We start from the raw sequence: 16,532 nt of genomic DNA, 5'->3' as shown, positions 1-16,532 counted from the left end.
TTGTGTATCCAAAAACTGGGATGCAGCAATGGCGATACCGGCAATATTAATGATGACGCCAATGGTTAATCGAACCGGCTTAGATTTTATAAAGGCGTCCATCATCACGCTCCGTCTTCAATGATAGCGACCCCATAAAAAAGGTTGCCAAATCTTTCTCAAAGTCATGATTGAGAAAATACAAGCCCTCAGATAGGCTCTGGTGATTCTTCATTTCTTGCTCCTTTCGTTTGTTGATGCAATGGAGTCATTTTGGAGGAGGGTGGTTTATCAGTCTAATGAATAATATTGAATTTAATAATCGGTAAATTAGATGATAGTGCCTAACATCCTCTGCCCTGGTCGATTCCGTCCGGGGATCAAGAAACACCAAAACCACCGATGAGTGGTTTTATTTTGTCGGTTTTCCCGACAGGCTACTATCAAGTGTCGGTTTTCTGGACACTTAGTTGTCGGGAAAACCGACTGCATGGTGCGGGGGAAATCTTTATTAATTTGATTCAATCAATAGCGGATTGAGTTAAATTATGTTTCATGGGAATCAATCATAAAACTGTTTTTATTGAGACTACTTTCTTAGTGCCAGCCATGGACTGCCCATCAGAAGAGCAGATGATCCGTATGGCATTAAGCTCATTAGTAACACATTCTATGAGCTTTGACATTCCCAATCGGAAAGTGGTGATTTGTCATTCAGAAGATCCGATTCGGGTATTGGAGAAACTATTGCCATTGAATTTTGGGGCAAGCATTCAGAGTAATAAATCCATTGATTCAGTACCCACTCAATTTAAGAATAACGAAGAAGTAGCAAGAGAGCGACAAGTCCTAATTTGGCTGTTAGCACTCAATGGCGCCATGTTCTTTGTAGAAATAATTGCTGGTTGGCTCGCGCAATCTGCGGGATTAATGGCTGATGCCTTGGATATGTTTGCTGATGCAGCTGTTTATGGAGTAGCTTTATATGCAGTTGGAAAAGCAGCTTCTAATAAATTGAAGGCCGCAAAGCTAGCTGGAGTCGTTGAGTTGTTTCTGGCTGTTGGCGCAATTTGGCGAACCACCTATCAAATCTATACAGGGGCACAGCCCGAAGCAAATACGATGATTTGGATTTCTGTATTGGCTTTGGCCGTGAATGTGGCTTGCTTGTTCTTGATCTCTAAGCGCAAGAATGATGGGGTTCATATGCGCGCTAGCTATATTTTTTCCGCTAATGATGTATTGGCTAACATAGGCGTGATTATTGCTGGTGTATTGGTTGCTTGGTTTAACAGTCCCATTCCAGATTGGATTATTGGGTTAGCAATTGGTTTCCTGGTATTAAGTGGGGCAATTCGGATATTAAGGTTGAAATAAGATTAAACATCCTCGGATCTTGTCGATTCCGCGCCATCAGAAGCACCAAGACCACCTGCGGGTGGTTTTATTTTGTCGGTTTTCCCGATAAACCACATGCCCAAGTGTCGCGTATCGAGACGTTCGGCCTCAACCCAATACCTCCCGCTTACCAATTAAAGCTCGTATGGTTCCACATTGTTGTTAATGGTTCTTGCGGTTCTCTAGTTCAGAAAAAAAACCTCACTAATGTTAGAAGGGACTTTTGATGGAAGTAGTCCCGGCGAGGTGTGAATCGTTGGCCAACAATGCTAAATGGAAAGCTTCCTTGGGTTTATGTGATTAAAGGCACTCAATTTAAAATGTGACAACGTGATCTATGGCTAAAGCAATGCCAATTTTTTCGCCAATAGCGTGGTCATGATGGCTTGGAACAAATGCATAAATTTCAATACCAGATGCCAGCTTAAGGACGTATAAGAAATCTGCACCCCTGAAGGTCTTGCGGACAACCTCAGCCTGCATTGGGCTATGGTCATCATGTTGAATATCATCTGCGCGAAGAAGAACGTCGATTTCTTTACCAACGTCTTTCGAATGATCATTGTCAAGTTGGAGCTCACCAAGTTCAATTCTAACTTTGTTATTTGGCTGGACAATGCCTTTAACAAATACACCTCGACCAATAAAGTCGGCAACATAACGATTAACTGGTTTGTGATACAGCTCGTATGGGGTATTCCACTGCACTACTTTTCCTTCGGACATCACGCCAATCTTATCGGCAATCGCAAAGGATTCATATTGATCATGGGTAACCAGTAGGGCGGTAATGTTATTTGCCTTGAGGATCTCTCTCATCTCGCTAGCAAGACGCTCTCTAAGTTCAATATCTAAGCTGGAGAAGGGTTCATCTAACAAAATTAAATCCGGCTCTGGTGCCATTGCTCTGGCTAGAGCAACTCGCTGTTGCTGGCCACCACTTAGTTCGTGTGGGTAGGCCTCTGCCTTATCAGATAGCGATACTCTTTTGAGCCATTCCATCGCCACAGAAGATCTTTGTTGGCTGGGAAGATGTTGTAAGCCAAAAGCAATATTCTCAAGCACGTTTAAATGAGGGAAGAGGGCGAAGTCTTGAAAGACCATGCCAACTCGTCTTTGATTGGGTGGTAGGTGGAATGACAGCGAACTCACTACCTTGTCTCGCAGCTGAATTTCTCCTGCTTTAATGTGTTCAAAACCACAAATTGCACGTAAGACAGTTGACTTACCGCAACCAGATGAGCCCAGTAAGCACCCAATCTCACCTTGCCCTAGGTTCAAATAAAGGCTTTTAACGGCGGTAACGCGACCATGGCCGTCTCGACTGGGGTAGTCAATTTCCAGATCTTTAATCGAAAGCAGAGTGCGCGCGAAGTTCATCCCTATAATTTTCTCATTAATGCTAATGGTTTAATACATAGTTAGAGTCTAAACGGGTTATTGATTTTATGAATCGTATAGTGGCGCCACTTGCCCTGTTGTTATTTCTGCCGCTCTTTGGCTTGGCAGCGCCATTCTTATTTCCAGGCTTGGGTTTCAGCGATCTCCCAGTGACGGGTACTTTGAGTCACCTCTGGAACTTCGTTCTGGCTGGTTATATTGCTTCGACCTTATTGCTAATTCTTGGTGTGGGCGTGGGGGTATTTATTCTCGGAGTTGGAAACGCTTGGATCATTGCTAGTTATGATTTTCCCGGCAAAAAGGTGTTTGAGTGGGCGCTTATCTTACCCTTAGCTGTACCTACTTACGTCATGGCCTATCTCTTTGTTGATCTTTTGCAATTTTCAGGTCCGATTCAAACCACTTTACGTACTTTGCTAGGTGTGGAAGCGCTTTGGTTTTTCCCTGACCCAAGATCATTGAGTGGTGCAATTTGGTCTTTCTCGTTCTGCCTTTTTCCTTACGTATACCTAATTACTCGCACCGCATTCCTGGAGCGCAGTGATCGATTGATCGAAGTCTCTGAGACTTTGGGTTACAGCCCTTTACAGGGCTTTATGAAATTAGTATTGCCAATGGCGCGACCAGCTATCTTTGCGGGTATGGCTTTGGCATTGATGGAGGTATTGGCTGATTTTGGAGCTGTTTCTTATTTTGGGGTCCAAACGTTTGCCACAGGTATTTTCAAGGCTTGGCTCTCTTTTGGTGACCGCTTAGCTGCAGTCCAGCTGGCTCTAGGCTTGCTCAGCTTTGTATTGCTCATCTTTTATTTTGAACAAAGTAGTCGTTCTAAGCTGCGTTACGCTTCTACATCTCAGGGTAAATTCATCGCCAAAACTTTGCGGGGAAAGCTATCATTCCTCGCATTCATATTCTGCGGTCTCACATTGCTCTTTGGTTTCTTATTGCCTGGATTTGCGCTTTTGCAATTGCTTTTTAAGCAGGGTCTCAGTATTGATGGTCGCTATCTAGATTGGTTGAGTAATTCACTTTCAGTATCTCTCCTCACTGCTTTGATCTCGGTTAGTCTCGCAGTATTTTTCGCATATTCGGTGCGCATAGATACCCGCTTAAATTGGGTCAATCGATTGCTAGGATTTGGTTATGCGCTACCCGGTGCCGTCCTGGCCATTGGAATACTTTCTTTCCTAGAAATCTTTCAGTTAGCGTGGTGGATGTCAGCCAGTATTTGCGTGCTGGTTTATGCATATTTGGTACGTTTTTTATCTTCAAGCTTACAAAGTGTAGAGGCCGGCCTCTTGCGAATCACGCCTTCAATGGATGGTACTGCTGCGTTATTGGGCTTATCTCAATTTCAAATCTTAAGGAGAGTGCATTTACCGCTTCTTAATCGTAGTTTAATTACGGCGGGACTCTTTGTTTTTGTGGATGTCATGAAGGAACTCCCGGCCACTTTGCTGTTACGCCCATTTAACTTTGATACATTGGCGGTTGCCACCTACCAGTTGGCTTCTGATGAGCGTCTTGCCGAACTGGGATTGCCGGCATTAACCATTGTGCTAGTAGGCCTTATCCCTGTATTGATTCTGTCTCGGATCATTTCTCGCGCAGGCTAATTTTGCCTCTAAATCTGCTGGAGACTAAAAATTTAAGTACTCAATGAGAGTTTTAGTCATTTAATGTACATTTTTATTTTATTTCTAAATGGTAATGATTCTCATTATGATGTACACTTTCAGAAATCAACAAAATTGCGATTTCAATCTATCTAAGGCATAACAAAATGAAAAAAGTGACTTTTTTAGCGTCAGGCATTTTATTGGCTGGGTTTATCAGTAGCAATGTCTTTGCTGCTGATTCAGCTAAGGAGTTGAACTTATATTCGGCGCGCCACTATCAAACTGATGAGGCTTTGTATAGCGACTTTACTAAGAAAACGGGCATCAAAATCAATCGTATAGAAGCCGATGACAACGGTATTCTGGAGCGTCTAAAAAGCGAGGGTGACAAGAGTCAGGCGGATGTTATTTTGTTGGTTGATGCTGCCCGTTTATGGCGTGCGCAAATGCATAATCTTTTTGCGCCGATTAAATCAAAGTATTTAGAAGAGCGAATTCCTTCCAACCTGAGGGCTGCTGGTGAAGCTGGCGGCGTTCCTTGGTATGGCTACTCAACTCGTGCCCGAGTGATTGTTTATAACAAGGCTACAGTTAAAAAATCTGAAGTTGATACATATGAAAAGCTAGCTAGCCCTGATAACAAAGGAAAAGTATGCACTCGATCTGGAGCGCACCCATACATGCTATCCCTTGTTGGTGCACTTATTGAAAGGGATGGCTTGGCAGCAACTGAGGCATGGGCTAAGGGTATGGTAGCCAATATGGCTAGAAGCCCTAGGGGTGGAGATACGGATCAGATTAAGGCGGTTGCGTCAGGAGAGTGTGGCGTTGCTTTAACTAATTCGTACTATTTTGCACGCATGATGCAATCGGATAAGCCTGATGACATGGCTGCTATCTCCAAGGTTGGCTTTATTTGGCCCAATCAAAACGCGGGTGGCGTGCATATCAATATCTCGGGTGGGGGCATGGCTCGCAATGCGCCACATCCAAAAGAGGCTTTGCAATTTTTGGAATACTTGGCAAGCGATTCGGCCCAAGAGTATTTTGCCAATGGCAATAATGAATGGCCTGCCGTACCTTCGGTCAAGGTAGAGAATTCCGCCCTGAAAGCGCTTGGCAGCTTTCAGGCTGAAAAGGTATCCGTTTCCGCAATCGGTAAGAATCAAATTGCTGCGCAGAAGCTATTGGATCAGGTTGGGTACAAGTAAGTAGTTGGTATGTTTTTATCATTAGATGAGATTACTTATAGGAAGGCGGGCATTGGAGTGGCGGCACTTCACGTGCTCCTCCCCTTAATTTTGATGCTACTGGCGCTCAACTTTTCTAGAAAAGCGGAGCCTGTATTGATGATGGCGCAAATAATTGATCGGGAGTCAGTTGCCATTACGCCATCAGTCCATGTTCGGCCCGTGAAAGATAAGCAGCTTGAAAAAGACAAGGTGGTAAAGGATAGTGAGCTTCCTAAAGAGCGATCAGCAGAGAGTAAGCAAGATGGCGCTTTAGCTTCTGCACCAGTTTCAATGCCCAATTCAGAGGCATCTGAGTTAAATAATCCTAAGCCACCTTATCCGGCGATCAGCAGGAAATTGCGCGAGCAAGGTCTAGTGGTCCTTAAGGCATGTATTAGCGCCAGCGGGACATTGGATGGCCTAGAAGTTCGTCAAGGGTCAGGATATTCAAGGTTAGACCAAGTCGCATTACAAACCGTCAAGCAATGGAAATTTATTCCCGCAAAAAAGGGTAATGCGCCAATTTCGATGTGTTACGAATTACCAGTTAAATTTATTTTGGAGTAGTCATATGAATTCAGGAATGAGCCTTTTCCACCTGTGGGTTGAAGGTGGTTTTGTTATCCAGCTAACAGCGATTATTTTGTTGGGTATGTCTATTGCTTCATGGACAGTCATGATCGTAAAGGGTGGCATGATTTATAAGTCCAAGCAGCAAGCTAAACAGTTGCATGATTTTTGGCATAGTCCAGATCTCAATGATGCTCTTGAGACGCTCGAATCTAGTGATCAAAAGGTCAACCCGTTTAAAGAGCTTGCCCTAGAGGGGCAAAGTGCAATGCGTCATCACCGTAATACTGAGAAGCATTTGCATGACTCATTAGATTTAAATGATTGGATTACCAGTAGCCTTAGAAATGCCATTGATGATGCTAAGGAAAAATTTGGTTCAGGTTTGATTGTGCTTGCCTCCATTGGCTCTACTGCGCCATTTGTAGGTCTATTTGGGACGGTTTGGGGAATTTATCAGGCGCTAATCACTATTAGCGATAGCGGAATGACCAGCATTGATAAGGTTGCTGGACCTGTAGGAGAGGCGCTGGTAATGACTGCATTTGGATTGGCAGTAGCTATCCCCGCAGTGCTTGGGTATAACGCCTTGCTACGTGGTAATCAATTCATCATCAGCAAACTTAACCGCTTTGCTTATGACTTGCGGGCCTTTTATGTCATGGGTGGACGATTTAATCGCGCCAATAATGACAAAGCGTTTGCTGAATAAATCCAGGGGATCAGAAATGAGTTTTGGAAGTTTTGAAGGCAAAGAAGAGCAGTTTATTAATGAAATCAATATGACTCCCTTTGTGGATGTCATGCTGGTACTGCTCATTATTTTTATGATTACTGTGCCAGTGCTCAAGCATGCTGTCGACGTTAATTTGCCCCAAGCCACGAGTAAGCCACAGGTCAATAAGCCTGAAATATTAAATTTAAATATTGATCAATTTGGCGCATACACGCTAAATCAAAAAAGGATTGATGAGAAGTCTTTGCGTGATTTTTTGCAAGAGGCAGCCAAGTCAACAACCCAACCGGTTTTGCATATCTATGGCGATAAAAAGGTTGAGTATGACTATGTTGCTAAAGCCATGAGTATTGCCAATAGTGCCGGAATAGAGAAGGTTGGGTTTGTAACTAACCCAGGTAAATGATGGTTATCGAGCAAAAGAAGGTGCAAACGGCGGTAACCAGTTTGGCGCCAAGGATTATTCGGCAAGAAGGGGGTAGTGAAACTTCCAATGGAAGAACGATTAACTCAAAGGAATTATTTACTGATGGTAGTCAGAGTATTTTGATCGAACATGAAGGCACCATTTACTGCTTGAGAGCTACCAAATTTGGCAAATTATTGATTACCAAGTAATGGTAGGTATTTTAAAAGTGCTTGCTCTGCCGGTATTGGCGATGCAATTGTTTGCTTGTAGCGCTGGGTCAGCAGCCATCACTAAAAAAACTGCACCAGTAGAAGGTGAAGGGGTGGGTAGTAGTACGGTTTTAAATGGAAGGTTGATGGAGGAGCAAAACGCAGTTACCCCGACCGAGTTATATCGAAATGTGCCCGGGGTGAGCCGTTAGTTGTTTGTATTGTAATAAAAAGTATAGTAGCCAGCCGTACATGGGTTGATGGATTAAAGCCCACGCGATGCAGCAAGCCAATTGAAATTAACTCATATTGATTGGACTTGCTGTGAAAAAAGAAAGCATTAATCGTAGAAATCAAGGTCAAAGCCATAAGATTTCAAAAACAACATTGGGGGCGGCGGTAGCAATGATCATGGTTGGGACTAGTCAGGCAGTATTTTCTCAATCAAGTAATACCCAGACTAAGGCCATGGGTCAGGTTGAGGTGAAGGCGAAATATGATGAAGAATCCAATCGCTATAACCGGAATTACAGCAATATTGGAAAAATCACTCAGGAGATTTCAGATATTCCGCAAGCGATAACGGTAATTCCCGAGGGTTTGCTTGAGGACCAAAACGCCACCACTCTAAAAGAAGGGTTACGAAACGTACCAGGCCTTACTTTTAATGCAGGAGAGGGCGGTCGTATTGGCGACAACATGAATATCCGTGGATTTTATAGTTTCGGAGACCTTTATGTAGATGGCATACGTGATACAGCGCAGTACAACCGTGATTTGTTTAACGTAACCCAAGTTGATGTGCTTCGCGGAGCGGCCTCTATGTTATTTGGCCGAGGTCAAGCGGGTGGCGTGATTAATGAGGTTAGTAAAACCCCTTTTCTAATGAATAAGAGCAATGTAGCGGTCACGGCAGGTAGTTATGATTACTACCGTGGCACTGCCGATATGAATACGGTGCTCGATGCTGAAACAAGCACAGCTTTTCGCTTAAATGCAGTTGCTCAGGATGCAAAAAGCTCAAGGGATGTAGTTCAAAATAAAACACTGGGTTTTGCTCCTACTATTAGCTATGGCATTGGAACTAACAATCAAATTTCGTTGAGTTACTACTATCTCAATACCGATAATATCCCGGATTATGGTGTTGGAATTGTTAGAGGGGGCAAGCCGATTAACTCTGCCACGCTCTTTAGCGGAACTAACCAGGATTACGAAAAAAATACTACGCAGTTAACTACGCTTTCACAACTTTACACCTTTGATAAGGACACGTCGCTTAATACGAAGATTCGATATTCCGCCTATGATCGCTCCCTTTGGTCCAACAAAGGGGCATTAGCTTTCCCAGTTACAGCTCTAGGCTTAGCGGTTCCGAGGGGAGGGGAGGAGTCAACAACTGCTTTTCAGTCTGACTTCAATAAGAAATTTCTTACTGGTTCTATGGGGCATGAATTCTTGGCTGGAGTAGAACTCTACAAAGAAAATGCAGAACGATATAACTATGACACTACAGGTTGTAGCGCTGATGTAATTCGGAATAATGTGATTGTTAGGGATGCTTGTAAATATGGGTATGGAAATCAAGTAAGAAATCCTGCAACACAAGTAAATTATCAGGGTAATACCGCTGCTTTATATGCTCAAGATATGGTTGAGGTCATCCCTGAGTGGAAGGTCTTGGGTGGAATTCGATATGATTCATTGAGGGCCAATTACCAGGCTCCGGGGAGCGCTACTACCTTTGGCCCCTCGCGACAGGCTAATTTAAACTTTGGCGAACAAAGCTACCGAGCTGGACTTTTGCATCAGCCTAATTTAAATGCCGCATATTATTTAACTTGGAGTGATTCATTTAATCCAACTGCAGATTTATATCAACTTTCGGCCGGTACTGGATATCCTGCAGAGCGAAGTGCAGTCACCGAGCTTGGTGCCAAGTGGAACGTTACGGATGACGGGCTTGCTGTAAGAGCCGCTCTTTACCAGGCAGTTAAAAGATGGGAGCGAAATACTGATGTCACCAGTTCGAGCTCAATTGATTCGGTGAAAAGACATACGAATGGCGCGGAGATTGAGTTGACAGGCAATATTACTGATAAATGGGATATTTTTAGCGGCGCCGCATTGATGAGCTCCATTATTGATGAGCAAGGATATAGCGGAACAACTCGTCAAAACGCGAATTTAGTTGGCATGAGGGCTCGAAATGCACCACCCTGGACTTACAACATCTGGACAACCTATAAAGTGGCCCAGAACTGGAAGGTTGGCGGAGGGGTCTTTGGTGTGGGGCAACGACAGGTTTATGGTTTGACAACTACTCCTGGGGCAATTACAGCAAATCAAGTTCCTGCATATGCTCGTGTCGATGCAATGCTGCAATACGATATTAAAGAATACTCACTGAAGCTTAACGTGATGAACTTATTTAATACTACGAACTATGAATCTGTTTATGTTAACGGTGGTTTCGCTATTCCTGGGACTTTACGGTCTTATCAAGTGCAGGCAGTAGTTCGTTTTTAATTTTCTTTGGGGTTGATATGTTGTTAAGGGTACCTGGCGTTCTTTCAAAATCTCAAGTGCATGAGGTACGTAGAATTATTGATTCTGCTAATTGGGCTGATGGAGCAATTACCGCCGGGACTCAGTCGGCTAAGGCGAAGAAAAACTTTCAATTACCAGAAGATGGCCTTGAGTCACAAAATGCTCGGGTAATTATTTTGGAAGCCCTTGCAGCCAATGCCGAGTACCTTACTGGCGCACTCCCTAAAAAAATATACCCACCGCTATTTAATAAATACGAAGGTAGTAATAATCAGTTCGGCAATCATATTGATAATGCTGTGAGAACTCATGCCGCCAGCGGAAAGCATGTGCGCACTGATATTTCTTGTACTTTATTTTTGGCAGATCCCGCAGAATATGAGGGCGGGGAATTAGTGATCGAGGATACCTTTGGCGAACAGCGGATCAAATTTGATGCTGGGGATATGGTGATGTATCCAGGTTCTTCAGTGCACCGGGTTGAGCCAGTAACAAAAGGGACTCGTATTGCTTGTTTTTTTTGGACGGAAAGTATGATTCGCACAGATGAGCAAAGAAGAGTACTCTATGACTTAGATAATGCGATTTATCAATTGCGACAGGTTAAGGATGGCACCCCCGAGGTGATTCGTTTGACAGGTGTCTATCACAACCTGATGCGTATGTGGTCTGATGTATAAACAATCTTCGTAAAGGAGCGATCATGAGTAACAAGTTAGCAATTCAGGCATTAAATAATATTATGGAGTTGGAGCTAGCTGGTGTTGTGAAGTACACCCATTACTCGTTGATGGTTTATGGCTATAACCGTATCCCGATTGTGTCTTGGTTGAAAGGCAATGCAGATGAAAGCTTGGTTCATGCGCACAAAGCAGGCGAATTAGTGACGTTGCTTGGCGGCCACCCGTCCTTAAAAATTGGACCTTTGCTAGAGACTGAGCAACATGATATTGGGGATATTCTGCGAGAAAGTTTAGAGCATGAGAAGGTCGCTTTAGGCGCCTATTATGAATTATTGAGAATAGCTACAGCCTCACATTTGGGTGACTCTGGTGCACAATCGGTTTTGTTGGAAGAGTATGCGCGAGAGATGATTGTTCAAGAAGAGATGCATTTAGATGAGGTAAATAAGATGCTTCGTAGACCGGGTGATCTTGAGCCTTTTAAATGAATGTTTCTAGAGTAGCTATTCTTTGTCGGTTTTCTCGACAAGCTACTATCAAGTGTCGCGTTTCGCGACGTTGTCTAATGATTTGAGGGTGGCTATATCTTGCCAACCGCAAAAAGTAGCTATTATTTGGCATCGTCAATTCTCTCTATGAAGGTCGCTTGCAAGCACTTATTATTTCAATAGATCCCGGTCTTATTAAGGAGATTCCCAAGGTGCTAACAAGCGCCGGGTTTGATGTGGATGTACTCTGCCTAAAAAATGCAGTTTTTCCATCAAAATGGATTAACAATATCTATCGCATCTCATCTAGAGATGATCTTGTAATAAAAGCGGCTCAGGTGTATTCGGATCAATATGATCTGGTTGTGATTGGTGATGATGAGGCTCTTGGATTGATTTTGAATGGATTCATCTCAACTGCGCTGAAATTAAAACTGCTGCCAGTAACTCATGAGCGATTTTTTGATCATGTTTACTCGAAGATTGGCTTGGCTAATCGTTTAAATGAGGGCGGCATTCGAGCGCCCAAATTTTGCATCGCAGATTCAGCAATATCAGTCTATAGGCTCGCCCAAAATATGGGCTTGCCAGTAGTTCTTAAAGTCGACTCTTCGGGGGGTGGCGGAGGTGTGTATGTTTGCCATTCTGTATCTGATCTTTCGCAAGCGCTTGCAAAAATATCAAACTATCCTATTTTGATACAAGAATTTATACCGGGATCCTTAATCGATTTATCGGGTTTTTATCAACATGGCCAATTGGTTTACTTTACTTATTCCGTATTTGAGAAAACAGTAGGTGGTCCTCTAGGGCCATCCTCATTGAGGACTTATTCCCAACTAGGCGCGATTGATGACATCATTTTTGATGAGCTTACTAAGCTGGGAGAGGCTTTAGGAATCCATGGATTTGCCAATATCTCAGCCATTGAATCGAATCAGGATAATTCTCGCTATTTCATCGAGGCTGATCTGCGGCCTACCGTCTGGGTGAACTTTGGCCGCTATCTTGGTCAGGATTTATCAACTGCAATCGAGCGTTATTTTTCGAAAGGAGAGGGGTTAGGCTGGCCTGTAGCGATTAATCCAAGCTACCCTAAAACTCGGGTAATTCCATTTATCTGGCGGCTGACGTTATTTGATTTGCTGGTAAATCGTTATCAGTCGTGGCGTTATGTAGCAGAGTTATCTACCGTTGAAAAAATTCAACTATTCACCACCAGGCCAATCGCTTATCTTGAAGGCTTGGCAGTATCCAGCATTAAACCACTGCTCTCGGTAACGCTATGGAAATGTATTGCAACAAAGTATCGCGTAGCGAAAGGTCTGGTGCGGTCAATTATTCACTGAAGCATCTTTGAGCATTTGAATGGAGTGATGAAATACGATTGGGTATAAATGAATGCGCATCTATATTCAGAATATTTGCTTAGTCTTGCTTAAATAGCATTTCAAGAGCTTTGGCATAAGCATCAGCATCAATTGCTTTGTCATCCATAAACACGCTTTGCAAAGTAAAGGCCGGAATGACTAAACCAAATAAAGCCACGGACAGTTGCTGAACATGTTTGGTTTTGGCAATCTTGCCTTGAGCCATTAATACCCAGATCTTTTGCTCTAAGTTACTGCGAATACGCTCAAAGCACTCTGTCATGGTCGCTCTCACATCGGCATCGACCATGGCCAAAGACCACACATGAAAAGCCATGCCTTTACCGGGGCCCTTGGTAATTTGCTCTGCTAAGTGAGCAAGCTCATGAATGATTTGGGACAAGCTTAAATCCCGTTCAGTGAGCTCTTTAAGAACAGATTCAATGTGATCACAAAAACGACCTAGGTTCTGAGTGATGATGATCTGAACAATCTCTTCTTTGGTTTTAAAGTGGTGATAGAGGTTGCCTCTAGAAAACCCACATTCTTTCTGAATATCGGCCATGGAAGTGCCGGCAAAGCCTTGCCTTGCAAAACAACTTCTAGCCGCTATTAATACTTTTTCCCTGCCATAGATCTTGAGCTCTGATTCTTGCCCAAGCAGTCTTTTTTTGACAACACCACTTTGTCCTGTCTTTCTGACAGGGGAGTTGGACTTTGCTGTGCTTTTACGCTGCCTTAAAGCTGTTGCCATCGCTATTTTTCCTCATAAAACCGACCGCTTAGGTCAATAAAACCGACCGATTGTTGCTGATTTAGTACTTTGATTTGCATTCGGTTATAGGTAATATTCGTACAGAAACTGACAGGCTAGTCGGCTTCCTATTGGGCTGAGTGTATGGGATGTATTGAACGTGTGCAAGAGTAAGGGTAAATTGGCGGTGAATAAGTTAGTTGTCAAAATCAGCGTAAGTACCCTGGTCATGCTTTTATGCGCCCCTAATGTCTTCGCACAAAGTTTTTCCAATACGATTTTCTTTGGCGATAGCAATACGGATAATGGACGATTTCGCTACTTACCGGATCCAACTAATGGCTCGACACATACCCCGGGAGCTTTTACCACTTCACCTGGTTTAATGTGGTCACAATCCTTAGGCGCTCGATTTGGAGTCACGGTGACTCCATCTTCTGCTCCAGGTGGTGGTAATAACTACGCTGCTGGTGGAGCAACCGTGGCTACTGCCAATGGCGGTAATGGAAATGCAATCTACGCTAATCAATGGCCAGCAACCGCGCAGATTAATGCTTATCTTTCTGCGGTTGGGGGTAGGGCTGATCCCAATGCGCTTTATACGGTTTACATAGGCAATAATGACCTGAAATCATACTTCAATCTAGCCCCTGCTTTACCTAACCTGGTTGATGCAACAGTAGCGGGCGGCGCTCCAAATCCGCTAAACCTTTCGCAAAGACAAGCAGCTTTAATAGCGCTTGGTTTTCAGGTCGAGCACTTTAACTCTGCCAGCCCAAAAGTAGGCGACTTTAACTTTAAGCAATACTACGAAAGCTTAAAAGTATTGAGCTCTTCTTCCGGGAGATTGCTTGATAGTATTAGATTGGTTAATGCGGCGGATTTTGTACCTGATTTTCCATTCGGAAATACCGGCTTTGAACATGTAGGCATGCGAGCATTCTTTGAAGCTCGTTATGGCGAGGAAAAGAAAAATCATGATCCATGCTACTGCTATGGTTACGCTCTTGATGATCCAGCCGATCCGCATAATCCTGATGAAGGCGGGCCCAAAGCATGATTAAAAGCGCATTCATTTTTTTTACTTTTGCAGTATTAATAATCTTTATGGCGAGTGACCTTGCTTTAGCACAGAGCTGTGCTGGCGGCACTATTCAAAACCAGTCTAATAGTTCAACTGCGACATTGAGCGATACTGCAAATGGACAATGTTTAATTAATTCTGGAACCATATCTCCGCCATCTGGTGGATATGGACTGTATGCATCCTTCAATAATTTCAGCATGCAAAACCTGGGGTCAATCAACTTGACTGGAACGGATAGCTCCGCATTAACAACAAATGGATACAACTCTCCGCTAACTACGAGTGGTTACATTTATAACTCTGGGACTATTATTGCTTCAGGTGCTGGTAACATTTACGCTATTTGGCCTTACAACAATACTGGAACAATTAACAGCATAGTGAACAGCGGTAGTATTCAAATGAATAATACTGGGCAAAGTGTAGGTATATTTGTTTACAGCGGTAATACTGTTCTGGAGCTTACCAATAGCGGTTCAATTACCATAGTTGGCTATTATAGCGCCATTGCAAATGGCGGCACCATAGCCGCATTAAACAATAGCGGCTCAATTGTTAGCACTGGGAATGGTCAGGGTATCCAAAATAATGCCTCTATAGGAACAATAAACAATACTGGAACAATCTCAGCAACAACGTCTGGATTTTATGGAGTGTCAAACAGCGGCACAATTTCTACTCTTAACAATTCTCAGGGCACGAGCAATACTGCTCTAACTTATACAGGTGCTTTGCCTTCGAACTACAACATCATTATTAGCGGTGCCTCTAGATACGGGAAATTAGCCGCTACAAGCGCTACTGGAACTACATCATTCGGCATTTACTCTGGTTCAGCCCCAGTTAAAGGCACTTACTCTAGTGTTCTATCTGGCATCACCTCTGGCAATCTGACCGGCGCTACTTCAGGTAACTACAATGGCTTTACTTGGCGTTTAAATAATTCGTCTGGCAGTATTTGGGACTTGATTGTGACAGGCGCATCCACCGCCGACACCCAACAATCTCTCGTCAATACCGCTTCCCAGCTTCAAAACACCTATACCCTCCAAAACACGGTATTGGCCAATAGCTTTAGTTACGACTGCACAGAGTTCGGTGCTAATGGAGTTTGTATAAGCGCAGGTGGTCGTAATACTGCTGTATCAGCAAGCAATGGTTTGAATAACACCAGTGCGCTATTGATCGCTGCTTATCGCCCACATCCAAACTATCGTATTGGCGCTTATGCAGATCAGAACTTGTCAGTAAACAATGCGGGATCAACAGTAAATCTTGGCAACAACACACCGTTGATTGGTTTGTTTGGTGCATGGAATGAACGTTTGGATGGTACTGGTACAGAAGTGAAAGTGTCTGCCGCTTACGTTCAAAAGAACACAACAGTTACTCGTCAAGTAGTTGGTACTAGCGAGGCTGGCAGTGGAAGCTCAAACTTAAACAGCCAAGGTGCACAAGTGGTTGCTAAGTATGGTTTTGGTGTTGCTGATAACAATGTAATTGTTAGTCCATATGTTGGCATTCGTTACACACAGAACAATATGGGTGGTTATACAGAAAACACTTCTAGTGCTGTAACAGCACCACTCACTTATAGCGCATTGAATACAAATGCCACCACTGCATTAGCAGGTATTGGTGCTCAATACCGCTTTATGCCTAAAGCGACTGCTTTTGCTAGTGCTGGTGTAGAAACGGATACCAACACTAACAATGGCACTTACAGTGCAACAGGTATCGTTGGTTTAACTCCAATCAACTTTAACCCTAACCCCGTTAAAACAAGACCAACAGCAATGCTTGGTGCTAGTTACGATATTGAAAAGAATCAGCGTTTAGGTATTACTGGTATCTATCGTCAAGAAGCATATCAAGCCACAGCCACTACGACTGTGATGGCAACTTATACAGTGGGTTTGTAAGCAGTTAATAACGAAGTTCATGTGGCCTTCAGTAATTAACCTGCTTCGATGGGTTTTTATTGATCAATACCCGTGCTATCAGATTTTCCCGACAAACAAATAGGTCGCCCAATCCTGAAGATCAA

Annotated in this window: 16 protein-coding genes; 14 read left to right on the top strand and 2 right to left on the bottom strand. The window is 43.5% G+C overall.

Features of this window, described 5'->3' with window-relative positions; all coding sequences use genetic code 11:
* Nucleotides 1–534: 534 nt before the first annotated feature.
* Nucleotides 535–1,356 (top strand): cation efflux transmembrane domain-containing protein, encoded by an 822-nt coding sequence (locus JaK3_RS09535; RefSeq protein ID WP_068324135.1) that lies wholly within the window; start codon nucleotides 535–537, stop codon nucleotides 1,354–1,356.
* A gap of 336 nt (nucleotides 1,357–1,692) precedes the next feature.
* Here the strand turns inward: JaK3_RS09535 and JaK3_RS09530 are convergent, their stop codons facing one another.
* Nucleotides 1,693–2,757, bottom strand: coding sequence for an ABC transporter ATP-binding protein (locus JaK3_RS09530; RefSeq protein WP_068324133.1), 1,065 nt, complete (start codon nucleotides 2,755–2,757; stop codon nucleotides 1,693–1,695).
* 68 nt (nucleotides 2,758–2,825) lie between these two features.
* Here JaK3_RS09530 and JaK3_RS09525 point away from each other — a divergent pair, with 68 nt between their 5' ends.
* From JaK3_RS09525 to JaK3_RS09475, 11 genes are all read left to right on the top strand, one after another.
* Complete coding sequence (locus tag JaK3_RS09525; RefSeq protein ID WP_068324130.1) at nucleotides 2,826–4,394, top strand: ABC transporter permease; 1,569 nt, start codon at nucleotides 2,826–2,828, stop codon at nucleotides 4,392–4,394.
* A gap of 167 nt (nucleotides 4,395–4,561) precedes the next feature.
* Nucleotides 4,562–5,608 carry an extracellular solute-binding protein gene (locus JaK3_RS09520; protein ID WP_068324128.1) on the top strand — a complete coding sequence of 349 codons (1,047 nt, stop codon included), beginning with the start codon at nucleotides 4,562–4,564 and terminating at the stop codon, nucleotides 5,606–5,608.
* A 9-nt stretch (nucleotides 5,609–5,617) separates the two neighbouring features.
* Complete coding sequence (locus JaK3_RS09515) at nucleotides 5,618–6,196, top strand: energy transducer TonB (protein WP_068324126.1); 579 nt, start codon at nucleotides 5,618–5,620, stop codon at nucleotides 6,194–6,196.
* A gap of 4 nt (nucleotides 6,197–6,200) precedes the next feature.
* Nucleotides 6,201–6,911, top strand: coding sequence for a MotA/TolQ/ExbB proton channel family protein (locus JaK3_RS09510; protein ID WP_068324124.1), 711 nt, complete (start codon nucleotides 6,201–6,203; stop codon nucleotides 6,909–6,911).
* A 16-nt stretch (nucleotides 6,912–6,927) separates the two neighbouring features.
* Nucleotides 6,928–7,341, top strand: a complete 414-nt coding sequence (locus tag JaK3_RS09505) for an ExbD/TolR family protein (protein ID WP_068324122.1) — start codon at nucleotides 6,928–6,930, stop codon at nucleotides 7,339–7,341.
* Entirely contained in the window at nucleotides 7,338–7,553 is a 216-nt protein-coding gene (gene hemP / locus JaK3_RS10955) for a hemin uptake protein HemP (protein WP_068324119.1), read from the top strand. Before JaK3_RS09505 ends, hemP begins: the two co-directional genes overlap by 4 nt.
* Nucleotides 7,553–7,765 carry a hypothetical protein gene (locus JaK3_RS09495; protein ID WP_068324117.1) on the top strand — a complete coding sequence of 71 codons (213 nt, stop codon included), beginning with the start codon at nucleotides 7,553–7,555 and terminating at the stop codon, nucleotides 7,763–7,765. Before hemP ends, JaK3_RS09495 begins: the two co-directional genes overlap by 1 nt.
* Before the next feature lie 112 nt (nucleotides 7,766–7,877).
* Entirely contained in the window at nucleotides 7,878–10,082 is a 2,205-nt protein-coding gene (locus JaK3_RS09490) for a TonB-dependent receptor (RefSeq protein ID WP_150114264.1), read from the top strand.
* A gap of 17 nt (nucleotides 10,083–10,099) precedes the next feature.
* Nucleotides 10,100–10,783, top strand: coding sequence for a Fe2+-dependent dioxygenase (locus JaK3_RS09485; RefSeq protein ID WP_068324113.1), 684 nt, complete (start codon nucleotides 10,100–10,102; stop codon nucleotides 10,781–10,783).
* Nucleotides 10,784–10,806: 23 nt separating this feature from the next.
* Nucleotides 10,807–11,274, top strand: a complete 468-nt coding sequence (locus JaK3_RS09480) for a ferritin-like domain-containing protein (RefSeq protein WP_068324111.1) — start codon at nucleotides 10,807–10,809, stop codon at nucleotides 11,272–11,274.
* Nucleotides 11,275–11,432: 158 nt separating this feature from the next.
* Nucleotides 11,433–12,623 carry an ATP-grasp domain-containing protein gene (locus JaK3_RS09475; RefSeq protein WP_068324109.1) on the top strand — a complete coding sequence of 397 codons (1,191 nt, stop codon included), beginning with the start codon at nucleotides 11,433–11,435 and terminating at the stop codon, nucleotides 12,621–12,623.
* Nucleotides 12,624–12,702: 79 nt separating this feature from the next.
* Here JaK3_RS09475 and JaK3_RS09470 read toward each other — a convergent pair whose 3' ends face one another.
* Nucleotides 12,703–13,398, bottom strand: coding sequence for a TetR/AcrR family transcriptional regulator (locus JaK3_RS09470; protein ID WP_068324106.1), 696 nt, complete (start codon nucleotides 13,396–13,398; stop codon nucleotides 12,703–12,705).
* Nucleotides 13,399–13,585: 187 nt separating this feature from the next.
* Between JaK3_RS09470 and JaK3_RS09465 the strand changes: the two genes are divergently transcribed.
* Both JaK3_RS09465 and JaK3_RS09460 read left to right on the top strand, forming a co-directional pair.
* Nucleotides 13,586–14,458, top strand: coding sequence for an SGNH/GDSL hydrolase family protein (locus JaK3_RS09465; protein WP_150114263.1), 873 nt, complete (start codon nucleotides 13,586–13,588; stop codon nucleotides 14,456–14,458).
* Nucleotides 14,455–16,407, top strand: a complete 1,953-nt coding sequence (locus tag JaK3_RS09460) for a beta strand repeat-containing protein (RefSeq protein WP_068324102.1) — start codon at nucleotides 14,455–14,457, stop codon at nucleotides 16,405–16,407. The genes JaK3_RS09465 and JaK3_RS09460 overlap by 4 nt, the downstream gene beginning before the upstream one ends.
* The last annotated feature ends 125 nt before the right edge of the window (nucleotides 16,408–16,532 follow it).

Origin of the sequence: Polynucleobacter yangtzensis (genome assembly GCF_001595965.1) — a bacterium.
GTDB lineage: Bacteria > Pseudomonadota > Gammaproteobacteria > Burkholderiales > Burkholderiaceae > Polynucleobacter > Polynucleobacter yangtzensis.
This window is presented reverse-complemented; position numbering and strand designations above follow the sequence as displayed.

What these genes read in the sequence shown, in the direction of transcription:
- JaK3_RS09510 (WP_068324124.1), top strand. Translation starts at nt 6,201, where the DNA reads ATGAATTCAGGAATGAGCCTTTTCCACCTGTGGGTTGAAGGTGGTTTT.
- JaK3_RS09495 (WP_068324117.1), top strand. Translation starts at nt 7,553, where the DNA reads ATGGTAGGTATTTTAAAAGTGCTTGCTCTGCCGGTATTGGCGATGCAA.
- JaK3_RS09515 (WP_068324126.1), top strand. Translation starts at nt 5,618, where the DNA reads ATGTTTTTATCATTAGATGAGATTACTTATAGGAAGGCGGGCATTGGA.
- JaK3_RS09470 (WP_068324106.1), bottom strand. Translation starts at nt 13,398, where the DNA reads ATGGCAACAGCTTTAAGGCAGCGTAAAAGCACAGCAAAGTCCAACTCC.
- JaK3_RS09480 (WP_068324111.1), top strand. Translation starts at nt 10,807, where the DNA reads ATGAGTAACAAGTTAGCAATTCAGGCATTAAATAATATTATGGAGTTG.
- JaK3_RS09535 (WP_068324135.1), top strand. Translation starts at nt 535, where the DNA reads ATGGGAATCAATCATAAAACTGTTTTTATTGAGACTACTTTCTTAGTG.
- JaK3_RS09485 (WP_068324113.1), top strand. Translation starts at nt 10,100, where the DNA reads ATGTTGTTAAGGGTACCTGGCGTTCTTTCAAAATCTCAAGTGCATGAG.
- hemP (WP_068324119.1), top strand. Translation starts at nt 7,338, where the DNA reads ATGATGGTTATCGAGCAAAAGAAGGTGCAAACGGCGGTAACCAGTTTG.
- JaK3_RS09530 (WP_068324133.1), bottom strand. Translation starts at nt 2,757, where the DNA reads ATGAACTTCGCGCGCACTCTGCTTTCGATTAAAGATCTGGAAATTGAC.
- JaK3_RS09525 (WP_068324130.1), top strand. Translation starts at nt 2,826, where the DNA reads ATGAATCGTATAGTGGCGCCACTTGCCCTGTTGTTATTTCTGCCGCTC.
- JaK3_RS09460 (WP_068324102.1), top strand. Translation starts at nt 14,455, where the DNA reads ATGATTAAAAGCGCATTCATTTTTTTTACTTTTGCAGTATTAATAATC.
- JaK3_RS09520 (WP_068324128.1), top strand. Translation starts at nt 4,562, where the DNA reads ATGAAAAAAGTGACTTTTTTAGCGTCAGGCATTTTATTGGCTGGGTTT.
- JaK3_RS09505 (WP_068324122.1), top strand. Translation starts at nt 6,928, where the DNA reads ATGAGTTTTGGAAGTTTTGAAGGCAAAGAAGAGCAGTTTATTAATGAA.